The organism is Candidatus Pandoraea novymonadis (assembly GCF_003004665.1).
GTDB classification, from domain to species: Bacteria; Pseudomonadota; Gammaproteobacteria; order Burkholderiales; family Burkholderiaceae; genus Pandoraea; species Pandoraea novymonadis.
Map to the genome: position 1 here is coordinate 311,935 of NZ_MUHY01000001.1, position 26,945 is coordinate 338,879.

Below are 26,945 nucleotides of genomic sequence, written 5' to 3' on the forward strand. Positions count from 1 at the left end.
AACACTGATTTTCAAAAAAAGAGTAATGAAGTACATTTTAGCCTTATATCCAATTGCTTAATAAGCCAAAAGTTCTAGTACATGCAAGTATGTCATCCAATGTGCAATCTTTTAAAATAACGTGTAGAATATAGAGTCGGAGGTCTAGGATTGGTTTTATTATATTACCTGGCTTCCATACTGCGTTTTGCTCCAATCCAGTGATAGTCTATGGTTCAGTAATGCTAGAATTTGGCAAGCGTTCCAGGTCTACGATGTGGATATGGAAAAATTTTTCCATATCCGTCCCATCCGCGATTTGCATCGATTTGATCCTTCTTGCGACGAATTGGGTTCGCCGATTGGCGCCAACGCCTTAATAATCACCCTCATTTCGCAAGAGTAATCATGGAACTAACTTCCAAAGTGTCTGCCCTTGGGCAGATGTCTCTTCTATCGCAAGAAGAATCTAGTGCAGCTGACACTACAAATCAAATCCTTCCAGAATCTATATCGAAAATGGGACCTACATTCGACGATCTGGGAATAAATACAGCTATCCTATCTGCACTTAATTCGGCAGGTTACACAAATCCAACATCTGTGCAGCAACGAGCGATTCCTTTGGCACTCGCAGGCCGCGATCTTTTAGTTTCGAGCCCGACTGGGTCAGGTAAGACAGCCGCCTTTATGTTGCCAGCTATCCAGCGTTTTTCAGAAATGCAAGCACGAGGCGAACTAAAGACAGTGCCAGATCATCCTAGAAATGGATCCGCGATGTCTGGTGAAAAATCACGCAAAGGCCATCGCGTGCGCCGTGTTGCGGCTAAACCGTTATTACTTGTACTCACACCGACACGTGAACTAGCTCAACAAGTATCGATGGCTGCCGATACCTATGGACGACAACTACGTCGTTTACGTTGTGTCAGTATTCTGGGAGGCATGCCTTACCCGCGTCAGTTGGAAATGCTAGCTAAGCAACCAGAAATCATTGTTGCCACACCGGGCCGTTTACTTGATCACATTTCGAGTGGCAAGATCGATTTATCAAACCTTATGATGCTGGTACTAGACGAAGCTGACCGCATGCTTGATATGGGTTTTATAGATGATATTCAAACCATTGTCGATACCACGCCAAATACACGTCAAACTTTGCTATTCTCGGCTACGATCGATAGCCGAATGAGCGAAATTACTCGTCGACTTCTAAGAGATCCGGAAACCATCGAGATCAGCACGCGAACAGATAAGCGTACAAATGAAAACATTGAACAAATACTTCACTATGTCGATGATCGCGCCCATAAAGACCGCTTGCTGACTCATTTGCTTGGAAATAATACGCTTGATCAAGCCATAGTTTTTACGTCGACAAAACGCGATGCGGACCAAATTGCAATTCAGCTTGAACAAGCTGGTTTTGATAGCGCCGCATTACATGGCGACATGCCGCAAGGCGTACGTAATCGTACACTCCGAGCTTTGCGTGAACGTAAATTAAGAGTGCTCGTAGCTACGGACGTCGCCGCACGTGGTATCGATATTCCGGGTATCACTCACGTATTTAACTACGACCTACCAAAATTTGCAGAAGACTATGTACATCGTATTGGCCGTACTGGTCGTGCTGGTCGGAGTGGAATTGCTATTAGTCTAGCTGATCATGGTGAAATTGGCGTAGTTCGACGAATCGAACGCTATACGCGTCAGCTGCTACCAGTTAACGTTATAGTAGGTTTTGAGCCAAGACGACGTACCAAGTCATTGTCTAATAACGGGAAGCGATCTGGTGGAGCTGGCCGCATTGGTACACGTCAACACGGACCAGGTAGTAGCACTCGCTGGAAAAATAGCCGCGACGGGGACTCCTATCATGGTCAACGTCCATTTGGTAGTAGCCAGAAATCTAGTGGTGATTTTCAATCTATTAGTGAGCGTCGAGAAGGATTCAGCCATGGCAGCCACACTGACCGTTTCGATCGCGGCGGCAACAACTGTCTAGTGGATAAAAATCACTCAAACCGTAGTCGTAGTGATCGTGCATTTCATCATCGCAGTGATGATCACCATAAAATGAATCGTCGAGGTTAATGTTAGTAGTAGAGTAGCACTCTTTCAAAAGGCCATGAGACATTCATCTCATGGCCTTTTTATGTAATTCAGACATCTTTCACATAAAAATTATGTAGAGCTCATTTCCTATTCCAAGGAAAGATCTGAGATTTTACATAATCGACTTAGAATTCAACTCGATTGAGTCAAAGATGAACTGCCCATTGCGCCAATCGATAGGTACAGTTTCCTTAGGACCAAATTTCCCAGAAAGGATTAGTTTAGCCACTGGATTTTCGATTTCCTGCTGGATTGTCCTCTTAAGTGGACGTGCTCCAAACAAAGGATCAAATCCATCTTTCGCGATCTGAGCCAAGGCTGCGGCCGATACAGATAATTGCATCTCCATCTTCGATAAACGAGTTCGCAAACGTTCTATTTGAATCTTTGCGATTGATTCAATATGTTTTTGATCAAGTTGATGAAATACGACAACTTCATCAATTCGGTTTAGCAACTCTGGACGAAGTTGCTCCTTGATTTCCATCCAAACGGCATCTTTGATTTGATTGTGATGTTCATCGACCATCGATTGAATTAATTGCGATCCAATGTTCGAGGTCATCACAATCACAGTATTTTTAAATTCTATGGTGCGTCCCTGTCCATCTGTCATACGTCCGTCATCGAGCACTTGTAGTAACACGTTGAAAACATCAGGATGTGCTTTTTCGAGCTCATCGAGAAGAATGACACTGTACGGTTTTCGGCGCACTGCTTCGGTCAGATACCCGCCTTCTTCATATCCAACATAGCCTGGTGGTGCACCAATCAAGCGAGATACACTATGCTTCTCCATATATTCACTCATGTCAATTCGGATCAGATGATCCTCAGAATCGAACATAAAATTTGCCAAGGCCTTACATAACTCTGTTTTACCAACACCAGTTGGGCCTAAGAATAGAAAAGAACCGTATGGGCGATTAGGATCGGAAAGTCCAGCACGCGAGCGACGGATTGCATCTGACACTGCAACAATAGCCTCATCTTGACCTACCACTCGCTGGTGCAATTTATTCTCCATATGTAATAGTTTTTCTCGTTCTCCTTGTGTTATTTTTGCTAAAGGAATTCCGGTGGCGCGTGAAACAACTTCAGCAATTTCTTCCGCCCCGACCTGTGTACGCAATAAACGAGGCCTGGTTTGTTGTCTATCTAAAGCTTCAGACTGCGCAGCATCGCGCAAACGTCCTTCCAGTTGCGGTAATTTCCCGTACTGTAATTCAGCCACTTTATCAAGCTTTCCTTCTCGTTGCCAATACACAATCTCTGCGCGAATCTTGTCAATCTCTTCCTTCACTTGTAAACCACCTTGCACAGCAGACTTCTCTTTAATCCAAATTTCTTCTAGATCAGCATAATCGTGTTCAAGATGTAAGATTTCTTCCTCGATTAAGGCTAGCCGTTTTTTAGAAGCTTCGTCCGTTTCCTTTTTCATCGCTTCACGCTCAATCTTTAGCTGAATTATTCGACGATCAAGCTTGTCCATTACTTCTGGTTTGGAGTCAATTTCCATTTTGATCTTTGAAGCAGCCTCATCGATCAAATCAATTGCTTTATCCGGTAAAAAGCGATCCGTGATATATCGATAACTCAACTCAGCAGCAGCAACTATTGCTGGGTCTGTAATTTCTACACCATGGTGAAGTTCATATTTTTCTTGTAAACCACGTAAAATAGCGATAGTAGCCTCAACACTTGGCTCATCAACTAGCACTTTTTGAAAACGTCGTTCTAAGGCAGCATCTTTCTCAATATATTTTCGATACTCATCAAGCGTAGTTGCTCCAATACAATGCAGTTCACCTCGCGCAAGCGCTGGTTTTAGCATATTACCCGCATCCATTGCGCCTTCAGCTTTGCCTGCACCCACCATTGTATGGATTTCATCGATAAACACGATAGTACGACCTTCCTCACTCGCAAGGTCGTTAAGTACAGCTTTAAGACGTTCTTCGAATTCTCCACGAAACTTTGCTCCGGCGAGCAGCCCCGCTATATCGAGTATAAGTACACGCTTATTTTTAAGTGATTCCGGCACTTCACCGTTGATGATACGTTGTGCCAATCCTTCCGCTATGGCTGTTTTTCCAACCCCAGGTTCACCGATTAACACCGGATTGTTTTTCGTTCGACGTTGTAATATCTGAATCGTACGACGAATTTCATCATCTCTTCCAATTACTGGATCGAGCTTACCTAGGCGAGCACGGTCAGTTAAATCAAGAGTAAATTTCTTTAGAGCACCGCGTTGATTTTCAGCATCTTGACTATCGACTGTCGACTGTCGACCGTAAGTTGCTTCAATTGCCAATTCCAATGCCTTACGTGTCAATCCTCGTGCACGTGCTAAACGTCCCGCATCTCCTTTGTCATCAGAAACCACAAGGAGAAACATTTCACTAGCGATGTAATTGGCACCCTTTTTTTTCGTTTCTTTTTCAGCTTGATTGAGAAGACCTACGAGCTGGTGTCCGAACTGTACATTCCCATCCGTGCCTTGTACTTTTGGGAAATGTTCAATCGCGGAATTAAGATCCTTTATCAAGGGCACTACCTGAACGCCAGCACGTTCCAGTAGGGATTTGGCTGCGCTTTCTTTCTGCGATAGAAATGCTAATAGTAAATGAGATGCTTCCATATATTGCTGGTCATGCTCAACAACTAAACTCTGGGCATCAGCTAAGGCATCTAGAAATTGTGTGGTGAACTTGTCTTGTCGCATCAGAATCTCCATTAAGAAGAAATTTCTTAATTAGAGGTGCAGATATTGCTGTTACATTTCAAGGGCCTATAGAAAAAATACAACGGATGCTAATAAAAAATGAGCAATTGACGTATATTCCCAATTGGTTTGAAAAAATTATTTACTAAATCTATTACTAATTGATAAAGTTATAAAGCCTTTCTCGCAAAGGGTTATAGAACGTACAGAAATTACAGGCTACTAATACATGGATAAATCATGAAATCCTTAGATTTCACAAAATATTTACAGGTTTATTCGATTATTGCTTTATGTATTTAAATACATAAATGATAGGACATAGAAGCAATAGAACCGATATCGTGCAAGTTGTCCAAACTGCAGAACTTAACAATAAAAATTCTGGATAAAAGTCAAAAATTTTTTATGTATTTATGGTGAAGTTTGATACGATCCACATATTATGCGAGTAACTCGCAATGAATAAAAATACTAGGTATTACAACTCAATCAATGTTGGTTAATTTTTTAGTGAACTCTCCTGAGGCAGAGGAGATATCGAATATAGCAGCAGATTTAAGAGAAAAAATTATAGACCTGTATGATTTACAATATACGTTTTGACACGTTCTACACCGGCTGCGACTATGTGAAAACGTTGAGGTAGAGTTTCTATCTCCTCAAAACCTATTGGAAACGAGGGCTCATGTCCCAACGCTTCACGAAGGGTTGCTGAAAATTTGATCGGCTGCGCCGTTTCCAACACTACCATCGGAACACCCTTCTCACTCAACGGCTTCACGAGCCACTTTCACACCATCTGCTGCCTGTGTGTCGATCAAAATTTCTAACGTTCAGCAATATCATGAATCGTAGCTATACGATCACGTGAGTGCTGCGTCCCGATACGAGGCTAAACTCGGCTCTACCCGTGAAAAATCGTCCGTTCGTGACAGATCAATCTCTCCTTGCGTTTCTATCGCGTAGAACAGTGCCGAAGTACGTTTTGCATCGCGCCCTAGAAAATCAAATAAAAACCTCTCAAAGTTTGATGCTTTAGAAATATCCATGCTCCGGCTTCTGGTGTGATACGTCTTGTTATGCTTGCGCACTCGGTAGCGACCTATTCGGAAAAATTCATCGAGAACATCGTTCTCATTTGTTGCCACGACTAGCTTACCTATAGGTAAGCTAGTCGTACGTGCAATATGACATGCACAAACATTACCGAAATTTCCGGAAGGGATTGTAAAAAAATTTCACTGTCAACCCCCATATCTCCGCCAGTAGCGAAAAAATACCCCTTAAAATAATAAACAACTTGTGCGGCAATACGTGCCCAATTAATCGAATTGACAGTTCTAATTTTATGTTTTGCTTTATAAGCATGAAAATTCGAATACCTGATTTTCCTCGCATTGCCTATTCAGCAGCACTTCCAGTTTCTCCGGAGGTCGCACAAAGAATGTTTAGTAACTCGTTATAACGAGTCAACGTATATTCAAATAATTGCCTAACAATTGCATGGCGATATCTTTAAATGCAAGAGTCGGACTATTAGACAATGCTAGCAATGATATTGGGACACCATTCTCCTCTCCAAGGGGAACAAGTGACGTAATGTCCTCATCTTTCTCATATGGCCTAACATTCTTATATACTTCAGCAGTATATGTAAGGCGCGTCAAATAAAGTAGAAGATCGATAGGTAAATCATCAATGATTTACCTATTACTTCGTCTGCTAAATCAGTATATGAAAGCGTACGCCATCTCTCTAGCTCAGTTTTCGTTACTTGAGTGAGAGGGTACACTGTCAGGAGATAAAGTCCACCATATGGCGCTAGGCCACTCAACAAAACGCTTAAAAATAATTTTGGCGCGCCTGTGAATGAACCCATGCCACGGGTAGATATATATTCCATGGCTTTAACTGAGTGTTTCCATTCGGATACGAGTTACTTGAGAGAATACCGTATCTAGAGCCTCAATGCACGAAATTGCTGAGTTGATAAATTTTTCCTGTGTTTCATGCGTCAAAATAATAATGTCAGTCTGTGGTTCTCCTTCGCGTGATTCTTTTTGTAATAAGGCATCAATGGAGATGTTTTGATTAGCCAAAATTCGTGTGATTTCAGCTAGAACTCCTGTTTGATCAGCTACTCGTAATCGCAGATAGTAGCTAGTTCTGATTTGCTCAATTGGCAAAACCGGCATGCTCGACAATGCGTCATGTTGGAATGCTAGATAAGGTACTCGATTTTCTTGGTCAGCGGTATGCAAACGAGTTATATCGACAATATCAGCAATCACGGCTGAAGCCGTCGGTTCAGCACCTGCCCCTTTACCGTAATACATTGTGGCACCCACAGCATCACCATGTACTAAAACCGCATTCATTACACCTTCTACGTTTGCAATTAGCCGTTTTGCGAGAATCAAGGTTGGGTGCACACGTAGCTCAATACCTATATCCGTACGGCGTGTGATACCAAGAAGCTTGATCCTATAACCAAGCTCTTCCGCATATTTAATATCGATGGAGGAGAGTTTGGAAATTCCTTCAACATAAGCTTTATTGAACTGCACTGGCACACCAAATGCAATTGCGCTCATAATAGTAGCTTTATGCGCTGCATCGACTCCTTCAATGTCAAAAGTAGGGTCGGCTTCAGCATAACCAAGACGTTGCGCATCTTGCAATGCAACGTCAAAATCAAGACCCTTTTCACGCATTTCTGACAGAATGAAATTAGTGGTACCATTAATGATACCAGCGATCCATTGGATTCTATTAGCAGTGAGTCCCTCACGCAGAGCTTTAATTATGGGAATACCGCCAGCTACTGCAGCCTCAAATGCTACCATGACGTTGGCTTTTCTGGCGGCTGTGAAAATTTCGTTACCGTGAACAGCTAACAGAGCTTTATTCGCTGTCACGACATGTTTACCATTATCAATTGCTTTTAACACTAGCTCCAGAGTTGGGTCATCACCACCAATAGTCTCCACTACTATATCGATCTCCGGATCCATCACTACGTTTAACGGATTATCTGTTACCTCGCAAACGCCATCCACAAGTTTACCTGCTCGTTCAACATTGCGAACAGCCACCTTCGTCACATCAATGCAACGACCTGCACGGCGCTGGATTTCTTCTTGATTACGAGCCAATACTCGAAAGGCACCGTAACCTACGGTGCCGAGGCCAAGCAAGCCAACTTTAATCGGTTTCATGCGTTTTCTACTCAAAAAATTATTAATTTTTGAAGGTTTGTCATAATAGACTGATCCTTCGCTTATTTTACCAACAGCCATAGCCTCCAATTAAACAGATAATGCAGATGAAGTCAGCTTATAAAGCTATTTTATAGTGTTAAAAATAAAAATATAGAAATGATTAAAATCTAGAAAATTTAAATAATTTTCGTGGACCAGAAAAAATTTATTCCATTTTCTCATCGAAAAAAGTGGATAGACAAATTGAGGCCTTGATTATTATTACTGGTTTTAGCGTTCTTAAAACACGTCTAAATGGAAATTTAGACTAATGTGAATATTAATCACATCAGGCTTATGAGCTCCTCTAAACAGAGGTATTCGTGAATAGATTTTAAGTAAAAACGCACCGAGATAAAGATCTTCATCTTTACGATGGATAATCTGTTAACAGATTATGAGAATTTTTCAAACATGAAAATATCCGCAAACACCTCTATCATGAACGAACATAACCATAAACGAGCAACCATATCATAGAGGATCTTATCCTATATTTCATTCGTATAGACTTTGTAAATTTTTTTTACAAACAAAATGGACAATATTCTTGACAAGTATGTTCACAATATAAAGCTACAATTTTTGTAGGTTTCGGATCACATATAAAAAACGAATGTCATAACTTCTTCTGTGATTTGGGATACCGTCATGCGCGGAGAGAGCAAAGACCATGTCCATTCATGAAAATCTCAATTCATAAGGATGTATCGTGCTCATTTTTGATATATATAAATGAATTGGAAAAGATATAATTTAAACATTGTTGATAGACTTCAGCAATGACAATGCCTCATTAGCGATTTCTTGGTGCAATACTAATCAATTAGCCATATTCTTTCGAGAATCATTCTATTCGATTGGACAGTGGAAGATCCAAAAAAGTGAAATTTTATCAAGATCCTTTACAGACATTGAATACTATTACCGGTTACGGCGATAATCATGTTGAAATCAATAAAGTCTGCTATATGCATAGCGTTATTGTTTTTCCTGATGGTGATGTTCGGAATTGGTCTGTGAGCCATTTTGACGCACTGTTGCCAGAACATTTTGAATCGCTCATTTCGCTATCACCTGAGGTTGTTATTTTCGGCAGCGGTAAGCGCTTACGTTTGCAGAATCCACGTCTTACCGCATCTTTAGCTGAGTTACAGATCGGTGTCGAAGCTATGAATTTTCAAGCGGCATGTCGGACCTACAATATTTTGATGGCTGAAGGCCGTAAGGTCGTATTGGCCTTACTGATTGAAAGTGAGACTACCACGTGAGTAAGCTAGGTATCCAACATAGGTCACTTTATTCGTATTCCCTGTCTAATACCAGTTTTAGGTTTTTAATAATCACATTTTCACTGCTGTGGTTCGGTGTCCTGGATTATCGCCACTTAATATCGAGCGATGAAGGTCGTTATGCCGAAATAGCGCGTGAAATAGTGACGTCTGGTGATTGGATCACTATCCGTTATAACAACTATAAGTATTTCGAGAAACCTCCTCTACAAATGTGGATGAATGCATTGACATTTATGTTTTTCGGTATTGGTGAATGGCAAGCTCGTTTTTGGACATCTCTAACAGGATTTTCTGGCATTCTAATGGTTGGTTACACTGGCCGTCATGTCTTCAACGACAGAGTCGGATTAATGTCCGCTGTCGCACTCGGTAGTGCCCCACTCTGGGCTCTTCTTGGTCACTTCAACGTACTTGATATGGGGCTATCATTCATGATGACCCTTACGTTGTGTAGTTTGTTACTTGCACAACGACAAAATTTACCGAAGCGTCTATTGCGCCAGTGGATGTGGTTATGTTGGGCAAGTATGGGTTTAGCAGTTTTAAGTAAAGGCTTGATTGGTCTTTGCTTACCAGGTGCTGTGCTCGTTATTTATACATTATTTACACGCGATTGGACACTATGGAAACGCCTCTATTTCGGTAGCGGTTTGGTTATATTTTTTATCATCACCGCACCATGGTTTATCCTGATTCAATTGAATAATCCGGAGTTCTTCGATTTTTTCTTTATCAATGAACACTTCAAACGTTTTCTAAGTAATGGACATAATCGTGAAGGCAAGATGTGGTATTTCGTACCTGTTTTTCTGGTCGGCTTTTTACCGTGGTTGTCGATTCTGCCTCAAACTGTGAAAATCACGCTGAAAAATCCATGCCAAAAAAATGGATTTTCTCCAATTACTTTGATTTGGGTATGGATTGTCTTTATCTTTCTATTCTTCAGCTATTCGCATTCGAAGCTAATTTCATACCTCTTGCCGATTGCACCGGCCGTCGCCATTCTGTTAGGTTTGTATCTATCTCGAATTACTAAAGAACGTTTCCGACGAGATATTGCGGGATACGCCTTATTACTTGCAGGAGCAGCCGTCCTAACACCCATCTTGATCGATGGGCAAGCAGATGTGCGTAATACGATCGAAGCGTATACTGATTTCAAATGTTGGTTGATGGTGTCTTATGCCACCGGTCTTATTGGTATGTTTATCGCGTGGCGATTAGTAAAACATAGCGCTAAGCAGGCCATCATAGCATTTGCTGGAGGTATGTTTTGTCTAATGATGATTGCCCATCTTGGGCACGAAGCATTTGGTCGTCATAGTTCTGGTATTCTGTTAGTACCTGATGTGAAAAAGGAAATGGAGAAACTCGGTCCCAACACCCCATTTTACTCAATCGGCATGATTGATCACACAATGCCATACTACCTTCAGCAGCCAATGATTATGGTCCAAAATCCTGACGAATTGGCATTTGGTATCAGCCAAGAGCCAGAGAAATGGGTACCGACACTTGACTCTTTCTATCAAGTCTGGAGAGATAACCCCAAAGCACTAGCACTGGTTAATCCAAACATATTCCCAAAGCTCAAGGTAGTTGATTTGCCAATGCGGATTGTTGCCCAAGATGCCAGGCGAATAATTATTACAAAGCCTTAAAAGTTTATCGCGGAATTCATTTATTAACTAAATTTGATAATCCACCATGAGTCTGAGGATATTTTTGCTTGTCTTGATCGGTGTTTTTCTCAATGCAAGCGCTCAATTACTGCTCAAAGCAGGTGCTCAGGTGATTGGCAAGATTGAATTTACGAGCACCAACATTCTCCCAATAACTATTAAAATCGCCACACAAATACCTATTATCGGCGGAATTTTTTGCTATGCAATCAGTCTTATTATCTGGATTTTTGTACTTTCCCGCGTACCTGTTTCAATTGCCTATCCAATTCTGTCGATCGGTTATATCTTCAACGCTTTTGCGGCATGGTATCTATTTGGGGAAATATTATCGGTGCAACGTCTAGTAGCCATGGGCATTATCCTCGTCGGTGTCTATCTATTGATACTCAGTTAAAAAACCTATAGGGTTAGTGCACACTCCAAAAACGACGTGAAATCATATCTTTTGCTGTCCATTTTATCCCCAAAATCGATTTCATCATGATGCAACCGTTCCTACCATTTACGCGACCATCCATTGATGATGCAACTATCGCTCGTGTTGTCAATGTACTTCGCTCAGGTTGGATCACGTCCGGACAGGAAGTGCAGGAATTTGAACAAGCACTTTCTCAATTTTTCGGTGGGCGGCACGTACGCGTATTCAATTCTGGCTCTGCCACATTAGAAGTTGCCTTACGTATTGCCGGTGTTCAAGCTGGAGACGAGGTGATCACTACCCCACTATCATGGGTAGCAACATCCAATGTGATTCTAGAGGTCGGTGCGAAACCAGTATTTATTGATGTTGATCCTGTTACTCGAAATTTCAATCTCGAGCTTATCGAGAAAGCTATCACGCCGAAAACTCGCGTTATTCTACCCGTTTATCTAGCAGGTTTACCGGTCAACATGGACCGACTATATAGTATAGCTAAACACTATAACCTGCGCGTTGTGGAAGACGCCGCACAAGCCATGGGCTCGACCTGGCGAGGCCATCGCATTGGTTCGATTGGCGATCTTGTCTCATTCAGTTTTCATGCTAATAAGAATCTGACATCTATTGAAGGTGGCGCTCTTGTTTTGAATACAAAAGATGAAGTTCATCTCGCAGAAAAATATCGGCTACAAGGTCTTACTCGAACTGGATTCGATACCATGGATGTTGATGTGCTCGGTGGCAAGTATAATTTGACAGCTGTTGCTGCTAGCGTTGGTCTAGGACAAATAGCTCATCTAGAAAATTTTAATCGCCGTCGCCATGCCCTAGCACAGCTTTATTTTGATGGTTTTGAAAAAAAAGAAGCAGTAAAAATCGGTGTTGAGCTACCGATTGCAAACTTCACTAACACGAATTGGCACATGTTCCAAATAGTTTTGCCAGAAAACCGTTTGTCCCTTGATCGAGCCGGTTTTATGGCAAAACTTAAGGAGTTTGGTATTGGAAGTGGAGTTCACTATCCGGTTATTCACTTGTTTACTTTATACCGTAAACTAGGTTTTAAAAACGGTCAATTTCCACATGCGGAACGTATAGGCCGCAACACTGTCACACTGCCGCTATTTCCGAGCATGGAAGATCAAGATGTGTCACGTGTATGCGAAGCTGTCAATACGATTTGTGCTCAATTTACAAAATGAAACGACTACAACTCTCTATTGTTATCCCTGTCTACAACGAAGAAGAAGGACTGAACGCTCTATTCTCACGACTCTATCCTTCCATAGATAAATTAGGAATGTCCTACGAGATCGTTTTCGTAAACGATGGCAGTCACGATCGTTCTGGAGCAATACTAACTCAGCAGTTCCACATGCGCCCAGACGTAACGCGTGTTTTATTGTTCAATGGTAACTATGGTCAGCATATGGCAATTATTGCGGGCTTTGAACATACCCGTGGTGAATGGATTATTACACTGGATGCAGATTTACAAAATCCACCAGAAGAAATCAGTAAAGTTGTTGAAAAACTTGCGGCTGGTCACGATTATGTTGGCACGGTTCGGATACATCGACAAGACACTTGGTTCCGCCGTCATGCTTCACGCATGATGAATCGGTTACGTGAACACATAACACATATTCAAATAACTGATCAGGGTTGCATGCTCCGAGGCTACAGTCGTCATATTATTGATACGATCAACCAATGCCGAGAAATCAATACCTTTATTCCTGCGCTTGCCTACACATTCGCACAAAAACCCGTGGAAATTAATGTGGATCACGAAGAACGCTTCGCTGGAGAATCCAAGTATTCAATATACAGTCTAATTCGTTTGAATTTTGATCTTATTACAGGATTTTCACTCGTGCCATTACAATGGCTATCAGGAATAGGTATCACCCTATCAATTGGATCCGGCATCCTATTCTTAATGTTAATTACACGGCGCTTTTTGCTGGGAGCAGAAGTCGAAGGAGTTTTTACGCTCTTTGCTCTTATTTTCTGCATGTTAGGTGTCATTCTATTTGGTATTGGATTGCTCGGTGAATACATCGGTCGTATCCATCAGCAAGTACGTGAGCGCCCACGATATTTGGTTCAAGGATTGCTTGAAGAACATGATACGCATACAGCTTAGCAAAGGCTGTCCTCAGCTAATCCGGATAATTTATTCTGACTCTAAACGAAAAGTGTGCACATATTTTTATGTATGAAATCTAAAGTTGTTGTTTTTGCTTACCACAATGTGGGAGTACGCTGCCTAAGAGTACTTCTTACCCAAGGTGTTGACGTCGCGCTGGTGATTAGTCATCAAAACAGTCCAAATGAAAATATTTGGTTTGATAGTGTTGCATCCGTTGCCGCGGAACATCACATTCCTGTTGTGACTCCTAACCATGCGAATGGTCCTGATTTACAGGAGAAAATCACAGCAATAGCACCTGATTTTATTTTTTCATTCTATTATCGTCACATAATACCCAGCGCAATACTCAGCCTAGCTAAGCATGGTGCATTCAATATGCATGGCTCATTGCTACCAAAATATAGAGGGCGTGCACCCGTAAATTGGGCAGTATTGCGAGGAGAAAGTGAAACTGGTGCTACCTTACACGAAATGATTGCTCAACCAGATGCAGGAGCTATCGTCGAGCAAACTACTGTGCCAATCTTGCCTGATGATACAGCTGGTGAAGTCTTTGAAAAAGTCACAGTTGCAGCTGAGCAAACCCTCTGGCACTGCTTACCAAAGCTTTTAAATGGTACCGCCCCACGTCGTTCAAATGATTTGAGAGCAGGCAGCTATTTTGGAGTTCGTAAACCCGAAGATGGAAAAATCGACTGGAGGCAGTCTGCAATAAATGTCTATAACCTCATTCGTGCCGTGTCATTTCCATATCCAGGCGCCTTTACAAACATAAGGGGAAACCAGTGGGTGGTTTCAAAAGCGCGTCTTTCACATATTGGTGCACTTACTGGTTTACATAATGGCTTACAAGTGGTAAATCATCAAATGCTTGGCATTTGCGGTGACGGTCATGCTATTGACATTCAAGAACTATTACTGAATGGGGTTCCTGTGACACCAGAACGCTTTTCTCAGCTTAATCAATGACTTGGAACTATGAAAAAGGTACTTATTCTTGGTATCAATGGATTTATTGGTCACCATCTATCAAAACGTATCCTCGAGGCTACTAACTGGGAAGTCTACGGGATGGACATGCTCACAAACCGTCTCGGTGAGCTAGTCAATCATGAGCGCATGCACTTCTTGGAAGGTGACATTACGATTAACAAAGAATGGGTGGAATACCACATTCGTAAATGCGATGTCATCCTGCCACTCGTCGCAATTGCTACCCCAGCCACTTACGTCACGCAGCCGCTACGCGTCTTCGAACTCGACTTCGAAGCAAACCTTCCAATTGTTCGCTTGACTTTCAAATATGGGAAACATTTAGTTTTTCCCTCTAGCTCCGAAGTTTACGGTATGTGCGAAGATGACTCATTTGATGCAGAAGCCTCGATGTTGATTTACGGCCCGATAAACAAGCCACGTTGGATCTACGCATGCTTAAAACAATTGATGGATCGCGTAATTTGGGGCTACGGCATGGAAGGACTAAATTTCTCACTATTCCGTCCATTTAACTGGATTGGCTCCGGACTCGATTCGATTTACACACCAAAGGAAGGTTCATCAAGAGTTGTAACACAGTTTCTTGGGAATATAGCCCGTGGTGAAAACATCCATCTCGTGGATGGAGGTCACCAAAAGCGTACGTTTACTGATATCGATGATGGCATCGATGCTTTGGTCCGTATTATTAATAACAAGAATGGTGTAGCATCAGGAAAAATTTACAACATTGGCAACCCGAAAAACAACTATTCTGTGCGCGAATTAGCCAATATGATGTTAGAGTTAGCCATTGAATTTCCAGAATATGCCGTCTCAGCTAAACAAGTTCAGTTGACCGAAACTTCATCGGAAGAATACTATGGCAATGGATATCAGGATATAAAAAATCGTGTGCCAAATATCGAAAATACAATCCAAGAACTCGGGTGGAAACTCACAACCAATATGGACCACTCACTTCGAAAAATATTCGAAGCATATCGTAGTCGCGTAGGAGATGCTCGCCATCTAGTTGATGAAGAATAAATAGTATTGATCTAGTCCGTCGTAAATATTTTTTGTTATCTTCGGAGTAGATCTTGGCTTGCTGGTCTTTTTTTGAATATCCGAATCCATAAAAAATTTTCAAGGGATGGCTCATATTGTCTTAAAAATTGACGTAGACACATTGCGCGGAACCCGTGAAGGTGTGCCAAATCTCATTCGTTTACTAGAATCTGCTCACGCGCGAGCCACTTTTTTATTTAGTCTTGGTCCAGACCATACTGGATGGGCTCTCAAACGGCTATTTCGTCGAGGTTTTCTTAAAAAAGTTACTCGTACATCTATCATTGAGCATTATGGCTTTAAAACACTAATGTACGGCACATTATTGCCTGGACCAGATATCGGTATAAGAGCAGTTAATGCCATGCGTGCAGTTGCCAAAGAGGGACATGAGACCGGCATTCATACTTGGGACCACGTATATTGGCAAGACAATGTCCGTATGAGTGACGCCGTTTGGACGAAACGGCAGATGAAAAATGCTTATACACGCTATATTGAGATATTTGATACCTCTCCCGTCACACACGGCGCTGCAGGTTGGCAGATGAATGCCCATGCATTTCGTCAAATTGATAGATGGGATATGAAATATGCCTCCGATGGTCGTGGTAATGCTCCACATTACCCTATCGTGGATGGGCAACGCTTGAACCACGTGCAAATACCAACTACCTTGCCAACCGTTGATGAATTGATTGGTATCAACGGCTTGGATGCTGATGGAGTACTCGAGTATTTGCTTACATTAACTATTAATGTAGAGAAAGATCATGTATTTACGCTTCATGCTGAGCTTGAGGGCCAAAAACTTGCTCCATTATTTTCAAAGTTACTAACTGGCTGGACTGATCAAGGGTACTCGTTAGTTGCCATGGAGGACTATTATTCCACTCTAGATTTAAAAAAACTACCTGCTCACTCTATGGTATGGGGGAGAATAAACGGACGCGCAGGTGAGCTGATTTTAGAAGGTGCTACTCCTACTCTATAACTTGATTGAACAAAGTTCTAATAAGAACAGTTTAGACCAAAGTTTCAAACAATATATATTGGTAATACCAACAAACTAAAATAAATAGCAATTTTTTATCGGAATGTTGTCCAAGAATTTCGATTTACATATCCAAGGAGGCTTATTGTGACTGTCATCATAGATACTCACGTTCCTGATTTCACGGCCGCTGCTACCGGGGGGGAAATCTCTTTAAAAGGACTACGAGGGAGGAAAGTTATCATTTATTTTTATCCTAAGGATAATACAGCCGGCTGTACCATGGAAAGTATGGCATTTCGTGATGCTTACACGCAATTTATAGAGTTAAATTCTGAAATCATTGGCGTATCACGCGACAGTCTTCGCTCACACGATAGCTTCAAACGTAAATTAGGTCTACCTTTCCCCCTCTTATCTGATGTTGAAGAAAAGATTTGCAATCTATTTGATGTTCTCAAAAAGAAAAAACTGTACGGTAAAGAATATATGGGGATTGAGCGAAGTACTTTCCTAATCGATACCAATGGTATTCTTCGAAAAGAATGGCGTTGCGTAAAGGTTGCGAATCACGTCGACGAGGTACTTTCTGCTATACAAGCGCTATAAAAGAAGTTCCGGTTTTTAATGTTAATCTGCTGAACGTTAACCTTGTGTGTTTCTCTAGAATTAGATACCTATGCTACTGCCATTGGCACAGATAAAAAAGGAAACATCACTTGCTTTCGATCAGTTTCTCCAAAGCGATCGCAGACTTCGCCAAAAAAAAACACAAAACCCAGTAAACCGCAACCCATACTATTGAAAATAGACTAGTGCGAGTGCAACCAATTTTCAATTAACTAGAAAAGAGCGACCGTGGGATCGGTCTCCTACTTGCTCCTGCTACTAGCAACGTTTCAAACACAGCAAAAACAGCAATAAACTTGCTACTTCTCATAGCGACAACATCCAGAATCTATTGTCTACCAAAATATTACTTGACAAAAGAGTCTCAAAAATCTGTCAAAATTCTTGATTGCAAGGATATGCTAGCCAAAATATTCGTGCTTGATGTCAATGTATTGATACACAATCCGGATAGCTTTTCCAATTTTAAAGAAAATGATATGTATGCGCCTATGATAATGCTAGATGAACTCAACAATCATAAAAAAAAGTGTTTCAGAAATGGTATGAAATTTCCGCCAGTCGATCCGGACTTTGGATACCATTATCTCACTAACACTACTAATGGTAAAAAATGATAGCTAGTATTTCCTTGTCCTGCTTAGGAGAAGAAATAAAAATCCCATAGATCTTTTTACTTTGAAAGTGATTTGCTAAGCATAGAGAAGCCTATGTTTTCGTTGTCATCCAGACACCTTACAAAAAATCCACACTGTCAGATTATATTAGTGTCTAAAGGCATTAATTATAGGTGTAAAAGCACATGCATTAGGAATACAAGCCGAAGATTACCTCATCGAAAAAATACTTGAAGACAGAAATTTTTTAACTTTTAATTTGACGGCAATACGTAATCGAATGGAGTTTTGCACAGATCAAAAATTCAATACACGTGATCTTATATTAGATTCAGTTCAGGCTTGAGTTCTCTCAATTTTTTAAAAGGCTCTCTTGTCTGGATAGTATATGTGCACATTAAACACTCACAGAAGACTCATCGTGTTTCATCGATCCAGGCCATCTGAATTGCCTCAAGTACTTTTTCTCCTCCACACCCATGCTGATCGTCAAAATTTTCTAACCCAACGATCCAATTATGTAAATCAACAAAACGTACTACTTGAGGATCAATGTCTGGATATCTTTCTGTTAGCGCAATTGCAATATCATGAGTATCTGTCCACTTCATAAAGCTGCTCCTTTATCCATCATTGTAATAATTACCTAATATAATGAGGTGATCGATGCATCATACGCATCCAAGACAACTTAGTGGTTTTCTTTAGCATGATTGATCGAGTACCTCGGAATCTCAATCACAAGATCTGATTGGATAGGTATTTGAGTTTGGCATGATAACCGTGACGTCGGTTCTAAGCCCCATGCACGATCGAGCAAGTCTTCCTCATCCTCTTCAGCTGATTTTAAATCATCAAAACCTCTTCGCACAATTACGTGACAGGTAGTACATGCACAAGATTTTTCACAAGCATGCTCAATCTCAATATGGTTGGCAAGAAGTGCATCACACACCGTAGTACCAGATTCAACTTCGAGCACGGTACCTTCAGGGCAAAGTTCAAGGTGAGGTAAAACGATAATCTGAGGCATGATGATTAATTAATACTTAAAATGACTTATCAATATCAGCGATCTTTCGGCCCGCCAGTGCAGCACTAATACTTTTATTCATTCTACGAGCCGCGAAATCATCTGTTGCATTGACAAGTGCTTCGATACTTGCCTTTAGACTAGTATAGTCTGTTCCAGACAATTGGATTCGAAGATGATTCATCATATCAACTATCACTGCCCGCTCATTTTCCTCTAATAATTCTCCATCAGAAAATAATGCGCTTTCGACCGCATCTAAGAGACGATTCGCTTCAACTTGCTGTTCACGTAGCACACGGGTAGACATATCCATCTCAGCCGTACCAAAACTATTTTTTAACATCCGTACAATGTCCCCGTCAGCAAGCCCGTAGGACGGATTCACTTCGATAGACGCTTCTACCCCTGAATGTATTTCACGTGCTGACACTGACAGTAAGCCATTGGCATCGACTTGATAGGTCACACGAATACGCGCAGTACCAGCAATCATTGGAGGAATCCCTCGCAATTCAAAGTGTGCCAGTGAACGACAATCAACAGCCAGTTCTCGCTCGCCTTGCAACACGTGAATTACCATCGCCGTTTGGCCATCCTTGAAGGTCGTGAACTCTTGTGCACGAGCGACAGGAATCGTCGAATTACGTGGGACGATCTTTTCAACTAAACCACCAATTGTTTCAACACCAAGAGATAGCGGGATTACGTCGAGCAGCAGCCAGTCATCACCCATACCTTGATTATTACCACCGTCCAACAAATTGGCTTGTATCGCTGCCCCGAGTGCTACCACTTGATCCGGATTAAGATTCGTCAGTGGAGTTTGGCGGAAGTACTCTCCCACCACAACACGTACTTGTGGCATACGTGTCATACCGCCTACTAAAACTACGCCTTTAACATCCTCAGGATCAACCCCCGCATCTCGCATAGCTCGACGTACTGGCGATAACGTCCTTTTTACCAGTGCATCAGTGATTTCGGTGAGAATATTACGTGTCAGAGTAAGAGAGATTAGACTGCCATTTGTTAACGTTACTGTGATGATAGTTGATTCAACATCTGACAGTACTTCTTTGGCGTTACGGGAATAATTTAGTAACGAACGCACATCTTCAGCCGACAAGTCGTTTTTCAATTGCGCTGTTTCAATAATCCAACGATAAATAGCCTGATCGAAATCATCTCCACCAAGCGCTGAATTACCAGCTGTGGACAACACTTCGAACATGCCTTTTGTTAGTCTCAGGATGGAAATATCGAACGTTCCACCACCAAGATCATAGATTGCGTAGATACCTTCGGCCCCATGATTAAGGCCGTAAGCAATTGCCGCAGCTGTCGGCTCATTAAGCAAACGCAACACATTGAGCCCAGCCAACTTAGCTGCATCCTTTGTAGCTTGTCGTTGTGCATCATCAAAATAAGCTGGTACCGTGATAACGGCACCTACTAAATCAGCGCCAAGAGCATTCTCTGCACGCTGACGTAGGGTATAAAGGAGTTCTGCAGAAACTTCAACAGGATTTTTAACTCCGCGAGCCGTATTGATCTGAACCATACCTGGCGCGTCAACAAAATCATAAGGTGTTTCTTCTCCAGCATGCAAAACGTCCGATAAACCTCGACCCATAAAACGCTTGACGGATATGATAGTATTCTTTGGATCGATCGTGGATGCTTCACGAGCGGTATAACCAATTTGAGGACGTCCTAAAGTTAAATAACGGACTACGGATGGTAAAAGTATACGTCCCTGTTCATCGGCCAATACCTCAGGGACACCATTTTTAACAACCGCTACTAGCGAATGCGTGGTGCCAAGATCAATGCCAACAACGAGTCGCTGGCGGTACGGCTCAGGGGACATACCTGGTTCTGAAATTTGTAGGAGTGCCATCGCTTTACTTCGAAGCCGCGCATAGCGCAGGCTATCTTATCAGTGAGGTAACGTCATTCACGACTGCTATGTTTGTCTATAGTCGCGTTCTATTACATTCGTTATATATTTTCAAGTTCTTCAATCCTCTGCACGATATCCTGTTGCGCACGTGAGATAAACATCAATTGACGAATAGCCTCTACAGCAGGTTTCCAGTTTCCGCTATCAATCCAATCACCAAGCTTATCTATTTTTGCACTGCGATCAGCACTCAATCTCTTGGCCAAGAGATTCAGCTCAACGAAATCACTCGCACCAACGGCATCTTCAATCTCTTCGTGGCATCTCATCTGTTGTATCAAGAAATCTCTCGACATCGACGCATCATCCAAGGTGCTAACATCTATACCGTGCAATGTCAATATATAGGAAGCACGTTTTACGGGGTCACGCAATGTTTGGAAGGCTAAATTTACAAAAGTTGCCCACTGCATCGCGATACGCTTCTCAGTATCGCTCGCCCTTGCGAAGCGATCTGGATGAATACGTGACTGCACTGCACGATAGGCTAAATCGAGTTCTGCAATATCTAATCTAAAGCATTGTGGTAAATCAAATAATGCGAAATAATTATCTGTCAGCGAACTCATTACATCGTCTTATATTGGCAGAGCATTATGCCTCCCATGGAACCGGGTTCAGCCGTCCATTCTACATACCCTAGAAAATATTTTTATTACCCTTGTCAATATAAGGTAGACAAAGATAGCAAATAAAAACTTATAACACCCTCCACAGTGAGTTTTCTTGACGACTCACTGTCAACAAAGAAAATATGTAAGGCCATGTCAATGGAGTTGGGGTGATCTACATCGCCGATCCAAAATTTTTAGGCTTAGCAAGCCAGATTATCTCTGGCTTAGATTTGAAGGTTCAGACACGGAATGATTCACCGCAACCACATTCATCTTTTACATTCGGATTACGGAAACGAAATCCCTCGTTTAAACCTTCTCGCCCAAAATCGAGTTCTGTTCCATCGATGTACGGCAAACTTTTTGGGTCAATCAACACCTTCACACCATGGCATTCAAAAACCACATCTTCTGGTGCAAATGAGTCAGCATATTCAAGCTTATACGCCAACCCCGAGCAACCGGTCGCCTTCACCCCTAATCGTAAACCCACGCCATATCCTCGACGCATGATATTGCGAGATACATGCTCTGCGGCCTTTTCGGTCATTGTGATTGCCATTCTAGCATCCTCTTCAATGCTGAGATTTACCACTTACGCTGTCTGCGTGGATTGTAATTTATTACCATGCTTTTGCCTGTAGTCTGCAATTGCAGCTTTAATCGCATCTTCAGCAAGAATTGAGCAATGAATTTTTACTGGAGGCAAGGCTAATTCATGTGCAATGTGTGTATTTTTGATATTTAGTGCCTGATCAAGAGTCTTACCCTTCACCCATTCGGTAACAAGAGATGACGAAGCAATAGCAGAGCCACAGCCATAAGTTTTAAACTTAGCATCCTCAATCATACCGGACTCGTTAACACGAATCTGTAGCTTCATCACATCACCGCAAGCTGGTGCACCAACCATGCCTGTACCAACCCCATTGTCACGCTTATCAAATGAACCAACGTTACGCGGATTCTCATAATGATCAAGCACTTCTTTACTATACGACATAGCAAACTCCTTGAATCAATGTGTAGCCCACTGGATCGAATTCAAATCGACCCCTTCCTTGTACATTTCCCAGAGTGGCGATAAATCGCGCAGCTTCAGGATTTTGCTTTTGAACAGATCTACTACATAATTAACTTCCTCTTCGGTTGTGAAACGACCTACAGTAAAACGAATTGAGCTATGAGCCAGTTCATCATTGCGTCCAAGTGCTCGAAGAACATAAGATGGTTCTAGTGAAGCAGATGTACAAGCGGAACCCGACGAAACAGCAACATCTTTGATCGCCATAATCAAAGATTCGCCTTCAACAAAATTGAAACTGATATTCAAATTGTGCGGCACACGCTTTTCCATATCACCATTAACATAAACTTCTTCTATTTTTGTTAGGCCATAATACAAGCGATCGCGAAGCATGCGCACACGATTATTTTCTACTGCCATTTCTTCACGTGCCAAACGGAATGCCTCACCCATACCCACAACCTGATGTGTCGGCAATGTTCCAGATCTCATACCACGTTCATGTCCTCCACCGTGAATCTGCGCTTCAATACGTACACGTGGCTTACGACGAACGTACAATGCACCTACACCCTTTGGCCCATAAGTTTTGTGCGCTGAGAATGACATTAAGTCCACTGGCCAATTAAGCAAATCAATAACCATCTTACCAGTCGCTTGTGCCGCATCAACATGAAAAATCACACCATTCTCACGACAAATGTAACCTATTTCTCCAATATCTTGAATAACACCGATTTCATTGTTAACAGCCATCACTGAAGCTAAAATTGTATCGGGACGAATAGCTGACTTGAATTTTTCAACGTCAAGCAAACCATCTTCTTGTACCGATAGATAAGTGACTTCGAAACCCTCACGTTCTAGCTCACGCATTGTGTCCAGTACCGCCTTATGCTCAGTCTTAAGGGTGATAAGATGCTTACCTTTGTGTTTATAGAAATGGGCAGAACCTTTAATTGCTAAATTATTTGACTCAGTTGCACCAGAAGTCCAAACAATCTCACGCGCATCGGCATTCACCAATTTAGCAACTTCTTCACGAGCTTCTTCAACAGCTCGCTCTGCTGCCCAACCAAAGACATGACTACGGGAAGCAGGATTGCCAAATTGGCTACTAAGATAGGGCAGCATCTTATTCAACACACGCGGGTCAATCGGTGTGGTAGCGCTGTAGTCCATGTAAATGGGTAGATGCAGAGTATCTTTTTTCATGTGGAACGAGCAATATCAAAGACAGAATTCGGTACGCGTGAGATAATTCTTCGTGAATTATTAGACATCGCAGATGTTTTCGCGGCATTTTGTAAAGCTGTGGACTGTTTTCGCTTATTAGACTCTCGTTCAACCAAGTCGAGCAGCGATACAGAATCTAAATATTCAATTATTTTGTGATTCAGTGTTGTCCAAAGTTCGTGTGTCATACAATGGCTAGGGTAACCATCTTGGCTTTTTTTACAATTCCCTTTACTGCCGCAATTGGTGGCATCAATTGGCTCATCAACTGCGATAATAATGTCTGCCACAGTTACATCCTCTGGGCGACCCACTAAGACATAACCTCCGCCTGGACCACGTATACTCTCCAAGATTTCGTGACGCCGAAGTTTGCTAAATAGTTGCTCTAGGTAAGAAAGGGAAATTTGCTGTCGCTGGCTGATTCCTGCAAGAGTTACAGGTCCACCAACCTGGTTTATAGCCATGTCAATCATCGCTGTAACGGCAAAACGACCCTTCGTTGTAAGTCTCATGGGAATATGCTCAGGATAATGTTGACTATTTTTGTCAAGTATAAATTCAGCATTAATTTAGTCAAGTTTTTTTGTAAAATTTTTATCTATTTACTTTTGCATCTTCAAGTGATGGAAAGCAGAAAGTCTTATATTTTTTCTTATAGAATTTTAAGGAAAAATATCATATCGCTGTCGAATATTGTGATGAGTGTCGGCAACAAAAAGTCAAAGCTTATGAATACACCGGAACAAGCTCACTGGCTCCATCTGTTCCAAAAACAAGTGCCTTAACATGCAATAATTGATCTCGTGCCTGTGTCGCTTTTTCGAATTCAAGGTTCTTAGCGTAGTGAAGCATTTGCTTTTCAAGTTTTTTTATTTCCTTTGACAACTGTTTTTGACTCATATCTTGATAGCGAGCATGCTCAGACAATTTAGCCTGTTCGGCACGTGCCTCATCGAGATCGTACACCCCATCGATAATATCTTTGATGCGCTTCTGCACCCCTTTCGGTACAATAGAGTGTTCTCGATTGTACGCTTTTTGTTTGGTACGTCGCCGGTTTGTTTCATCAATCGCATTTTTCATCGAATTAGTCATCTTATCAGCGTAAAGAATTGCCGTACCGTTTACGTTGCGTGCCGCACGACCAATCGTCTGAATTAACGATCGCTCTGCACGTAGAAAACCCTCTTTGTCTGCATCCAAAATAGCGACTAGCGATACCTCGGGAATATCCAGTCCTTCACGTAATAAATTAATACCAACGAGCACATCAAATGTCCCGATCCGCAAGTCTCGTAGGATCTCCACCCGTTCGACCGTGTCAATATCGCTATGCAGATAACGGACCTTAATACCATTGTCAGACAAATGGTCTGTCAACTGTTCTGCCATACGTTTCGTCAGCGTCGTGACAAGGACTCGCTCACGTACCTGCACACGCAAATAGATTTCTGATAAGAGATCATCGACCTGTGTACGAGCCGCACGGACATGTATGATCGGATCCAAAAGCCCAGTTGGCCGAACTACCTGCTCAACTACTTGAGCAGTACGCTGATTTTCATAGTCTGCTGGTGTCGCGGAAACAAAAATTGTCTGACGCATTTTTCGTTCGTATTCCGAAAACTTAAGGGGTCGGTTATCAAGTGCTGATGGCAGTCGAAATCCGTAATTAACTAAATTTTCTTTACGCGCCTGATCGCCCTTGTACATGCCGTTAAACTGACCGATTAATACATGTGATTCGTCAAGAAACATGAGTGCATCGTCAGGGAGATAGTCGACTAATGTAGGAGGAGGATCCCCAGGGGCGGAATTACTGAGATGTCGGGAGTAATTTTCGATGCCCTTACAAAATCCAAGTTCTGTAAGCATCTCTAAATCGAAACGTGTCCTCTGCTCTAAACGCTGCGCCTCAAGCAGCTTGTTCTCCTTATAAAAAAAATCAAGACGTTCACGTAATTCATCTTTAATAGTTTCAATGGCCCGCAAGACCGTATCACGTGGTGTAACATAGTGTGATGATGGGTATACCGTAAATCGAGAAATTTTTTGACGAATACGCCCTGTTATTGGGTCGAACATTTGCATTGCCTCAACTTCATCATCAAATAGTTCTACACGCATTGCAAGCTCTGCGTGTTCCGCAGGGAAAATATCAATCATATTGCCACGTACACGAAAAGTTCCACGTGTAAAGTCGAGCTCATTACGAGAGTACTGCATTGCAATGAGACGTGCGATGATGTCTCGCTGACCAAGTTTATCGCCCTGACGCAACGTCAAAATCATCTGATGATATTCGTTGGGATTTCCAATGCCATAAATCGCCGAAACAGTAGCAACGATGACAACATCACGCCGTTCAAGCAAGCTTTTTGTAGCAGATAACCGCATTTGCTCAATGTGCTCGTTGATCGATGAGTCTTTCTCAATGAATAAGTCACGCTGTGGCACATAAGCTTCTGGCTGATAGTAGTCGTAATAAGAAACGAAATACTCAACAGCATTACATGGAAAAAAATCTCGAAACTCAGAATATAGCTGCGCTGCCAATGTTTTATTGGGTGCAAATACAATTGTTGGCCGTCCCATACGTGCGATTACGTTAGCCATCGTGAAAGTTTTTCCTGATCCGGTTACTCCTAAAAGTGTTTGAAAAGCAAGACCATCCTTAATACCTTCTGTAAGTTGACGAATAGCTTCAGGCTGATCACCTGCTGCAGGAAAAGGGCAATAAAGCTTGTACGGAGAATTTAAAAATATCTGAAACCGATCCTCGTCAATCTCCTGATTTTCCTGTTGCACGTAGGTCATGTTGAGTTTCCAAAAAAGGTCGAGTTACAAAAAATAAATTTATCACACCAGTCTTCTTAGTAAGAATACTTCAGTAAGAAAAATTTCAGACATCAAAAAACTAGTGGAAGAAGCAATTTTGATGTAAAAAGCTTGGAACACTACATTATTTATGATCAGTGTCGACTGGATTGATAATCACCATACTATCCTTCTCAGAGCATATTTCATCTTTCAAAGTGTATATCGTTTTTTACGAAACTTAATCTTCTTCGCTAAAATGGACCTCGTTGGTCAATCAGATATGAAGTTAAAGTCTAATCAATCCATTCTCAT

At 41.9% G+C, this 26,945-nt stretch carries 21 protein-coding genes and 2 pseudogenes; 11 read left to right on the forward strand and 12 right to left on the reverse strand.

Features of this window, described 5'->3' with window-relative positions; all coding sequences use genetic code 11:
- Positions 1-387 precede the first annotated feature (387 nt).
- Positions 388-2,076: a DEAD/DEAH box helicase gene (locus tag BZL35_RS01345; protein ID WP_420837012.1), complete on the forward strand. Its 1,689-nt coding sequence runs from the start codon at positions 388-390 to the stop codon at positions 2,074-2,076.
- A gap of 133 nt (positions 2,077-2,209) precedes the next feature.
- Here the strand turns inward: BZL35_RS01345 and clpB are convergent, their stop codons facing one another.
- The 3 genes and pseudogenes from clpB to BZL35_RS01360 form a co-directional block, all read right to left on the reverse strand.
- Positions 2,210-4,825 (reverse strand): ATP-dependent chaperone ClpB, encoded by a 2,616-nt coding sequence (clpB, locus tag BZL35_RS01350; RefSeq protein WP_106182145.1) that lies wholly within the window; start codon positions 4,823-4,825, stop codon positions 2,210-2,212.
- A 571-nt stretch (positions 4,826-5,396) separates the two neighbouring features.
- Positions 5,397-6,731: pseudogene (locus BZL35_RS01355) on the reverse strand (PALP domain-containing protein).
- Positions 6,732-6,735: 4 nt separating this feature from the next.
- A complete protein-coding gene (locus tag BZL35_RS01360; protein ID WP_106182830.1) occupies positions 6,736-8,046 on the reverse strand; it encodes a homoserine dehydrogenase in 1,311 nt (436 codons plus the stop codon).
- Between the two features lie 926 nt (positions 8,047-8,972).
- Here BZL35_RS01360 and BZL35_RS01365 point away from each other — a divergent pair.
- From BZL35_RS01365 to BZL35_RS05085, 10 genes are all read left to right on the forward strand, one after another.
- Positions 8,973-9,359 (forward strand): Mth938-like domain-containing protein, encoded by a 387-nt coding sequence (locus BZL35_RS01365; protein WP_106182148.1) that lies wholly within the window; start codon positions 8,973-8,975, stop codon positions 9,357-9,359.
- Positions 9,356-11,044 (forward strand): glycosyltransferase family 39 protein, encoded by a 1,689-nt coding sequence (locus BZL35_RS01370; RefSeq protein ID WP_245916317.1) that lies wholly within the window; start codon positions 9,356-9,358, stop codon positions 11,042-11,044. The genes BZL35_RS01365 and BZL35_RS01370 overlap by 4 nt, the downstream gene beginning before the upstream one ends.
- 46 nt (positions 11,045-11,090) lie before the next feature.
- Positions 11,091-11,462, forward strand: coding sequence for an SMR family transporter (locus BZL35_RS01375; RefSeq protein ID WP_106182150.1), 372 nt, complete (start codon positions 11,091-11,093; stop codon positions 11,460-11,462).
- 86 nt (positions 11,463-11,548) lie between these two features.
- The gene (locus BZL35_RS01380; RefSeq protein WP_106182152.1) at positions 11,549-12,691 is read left to right on the forward strand and encodes a DegT/DnrJ/EryC1/StrS family aminotransferase; all 1,143 of its coding nucleotides are present in this window, start codon (positions 11,549-11,551) and stop codon (positions 12,689-12,691) included.
- A complete protein-coding gene (locus BZL35_RS01385) occupies positions 12,688-13,638 on the forward strand; it encodes a glycosyltransferase (RefSeq protein WP_106182155.1) in 951 nt (316 codons plus the stop codon). Before BZL35_RS01380 ends, BZL35_RS01385 begins: the two co-directional genes overlap by 4 nt.
- 72 nt (positions 13,639-13,710) lie before the next feature.
- Positions 13,711-14,616 (forward strand): formyltransferase, encoded by a 906-nt coding sequence (locus BZL35_RS01390; protein ID WP_106182157.1) that lies wholly within the window; start codon positions 13,711-13,713, stop codon positions 14,614-14,616.
- Between the two features lie 9 nt (positions 14,617-14,625).
- Complete coding sequence (locus tag BZL35_RS01395; RefSeq protein ID WP_106182159.1) at positions 14,626-15,672, forward strand: bifunctional UDP-4-keto-pentose/UDP-xylose synthase; 1,047 nt, start codon at positions 14,626-14,628, stop codon at positions 15,670-15,672.
- 106 nt (positions 15,673-15,778) lie between these two features.
- Positions 15,779-16,687 (forward strand): polysaccharide deacetylase family protein, encoded by a 909-nt coding sequence (locus BZL35_RS01400; protein ID WP_106182162.1) that lies wholly within the window; start codon positions 15,779-15,781, stop codon positions 16,685-16,687.
- 147 nt (positions 16,688-16,834) lie between these two features.
- Positions 16,835-17,296, forward strand: a complete 462-nt coding sequence (locus BZL35_RS01405; RefSeq protein ID WP_106182164.1) for a peroxiredoxin — start codon at positions 16,835-16,837, stop codon at positions 17,294-17,296.
- Between the two features lie 419 nt (positions 17,297-17,715).
- Positions 17,716-17,934, forward strand: a complete 219-nt coding sequence (locus BZL35_RS05085) for a PIN domain-containing protein (RefSeq protein ID WP_106182166.1) — start codon at positions 17,716-17,718, stop codon at positions 17,932-17,934.
- A gap of 416 nt (positions 17,935-18,350) precedes the next feature.
- Here the strand turns inward: BZL35_RS05085 and iscX are convergent, their stop codons facing one another.
- The 9 genes and pseudogenes from iscX to uvrB all read right to left on the reverse strand — a co-directional run bounded on the left by iscX (position 18,351) and on the right by uvrB (position 26,630).
- Positions 18,351-18,545: a Fe-S cluster assembly protein IscX gene (iscX, locus tag BZL35_RS01415; RefSeq protein WP_106182169.1), complete on the reverse strand. Its 195-nt coding sequence runs from the start codon at positions 18,543-18,545 to the stop codon at positions 18,351-18,353.
- Positions 18,546-18,625: 80 nt separating this feature from the next.
- Entirely contained in the window at positions 18,626-18,967 is a 342-nt protein-coding gene (gene fdx, locus BZL35_RS01420; RefSeq protein ID WP_106182171.1) for an ISC system 2Fe-2S type ferredoxin, read from the reverse strand.
- Between the two features lie 16 nt (positions 18,968-18,983).
- The gene (gene hscA, locus BZL35_RS01425; protein ID WP_106182174.1) at positions 18,984-20,870 is read right to left on the reverse strand and encodes a Fe-S protein assembly chaperone HscA; all 1,887 of its coding nucleotides are present in this window, start codon (positions 20,868-20,870) and stop codon (positions 18,984-18,986) included.
- A gap of 101 nt (positions 20,871-20,971) precedes the next feature.
- A complete protein-coding gene (gene hscB, locus BZL35_RS01430) occupies positions 20,972-21,502 on the reverse strand; it encodes a Fe-S protein assembly co-chaperone HscB (protein ID WP_106182176.1) in 531 nt (176 codons plus the stop codon).
- A gap of 283 nt (positions 21,503-21,785) precedes the next feature.
- Positions 21,786-22,109: an iron-sulfur cluster assembly protein IscA gene (gene iscA / locus BZL35_RS01435; RefSeq protein ID WP_106182832.1), complete on the reverse strand. Its 324-nt coding sequence runs from the start codon at positions 22,107-22,109 to the stop codon at positions 21,786-21,788.
- Positions 22,110-22,142: 33 nt separating this feature from the next.
- Entirely contained in the window at positions 22,143-22,550 is a 408-nt protein-coding gene (gene iscU, locus BZL35_RS01440) for a Fe-S cluster assembly scaffold IscU (RefSeq protein ID WP_106182179.1), read from the reverse strand.
- Positions 22,551-22,565: 15 nt separating this feature from the next.
- A complete protein-coding gene (locus BZL35_RS01445) occupies positions 22,566-23,789 on the reverse strand; it encodes an IscS subfamily cysteine desulfurase (RefSeq protein ID WP_106182181.1) in 1,224 nt (407 codons plus the stop codon).
- A 127-nt stretch (positions 23,790-23,916) separates the two neighbouring features.
- Positions 23,917-24,325, reverse strand: a pseudogene (locus tag BZL35_RS01450) (Fe-S cluster assembly transcription factor); the annotation flags it as partial.
- A 214-nt stretch (positions 24,326-24,539) separates the two neighbouring features.
- Positions 24,540-26,630, reverse strand: coding sequence for an excinuclease ABC subunit UvrB (uvrB, locus tag BZL35_RS01455; RefSeq protein ID WP_106182186.1), 2,091 nt, complete (start codon positions 26,628-26,630; stop codon positions 24,540-24,542).
- Positions 26,631-26,945 lie beyond the last annotated feature (315 nt).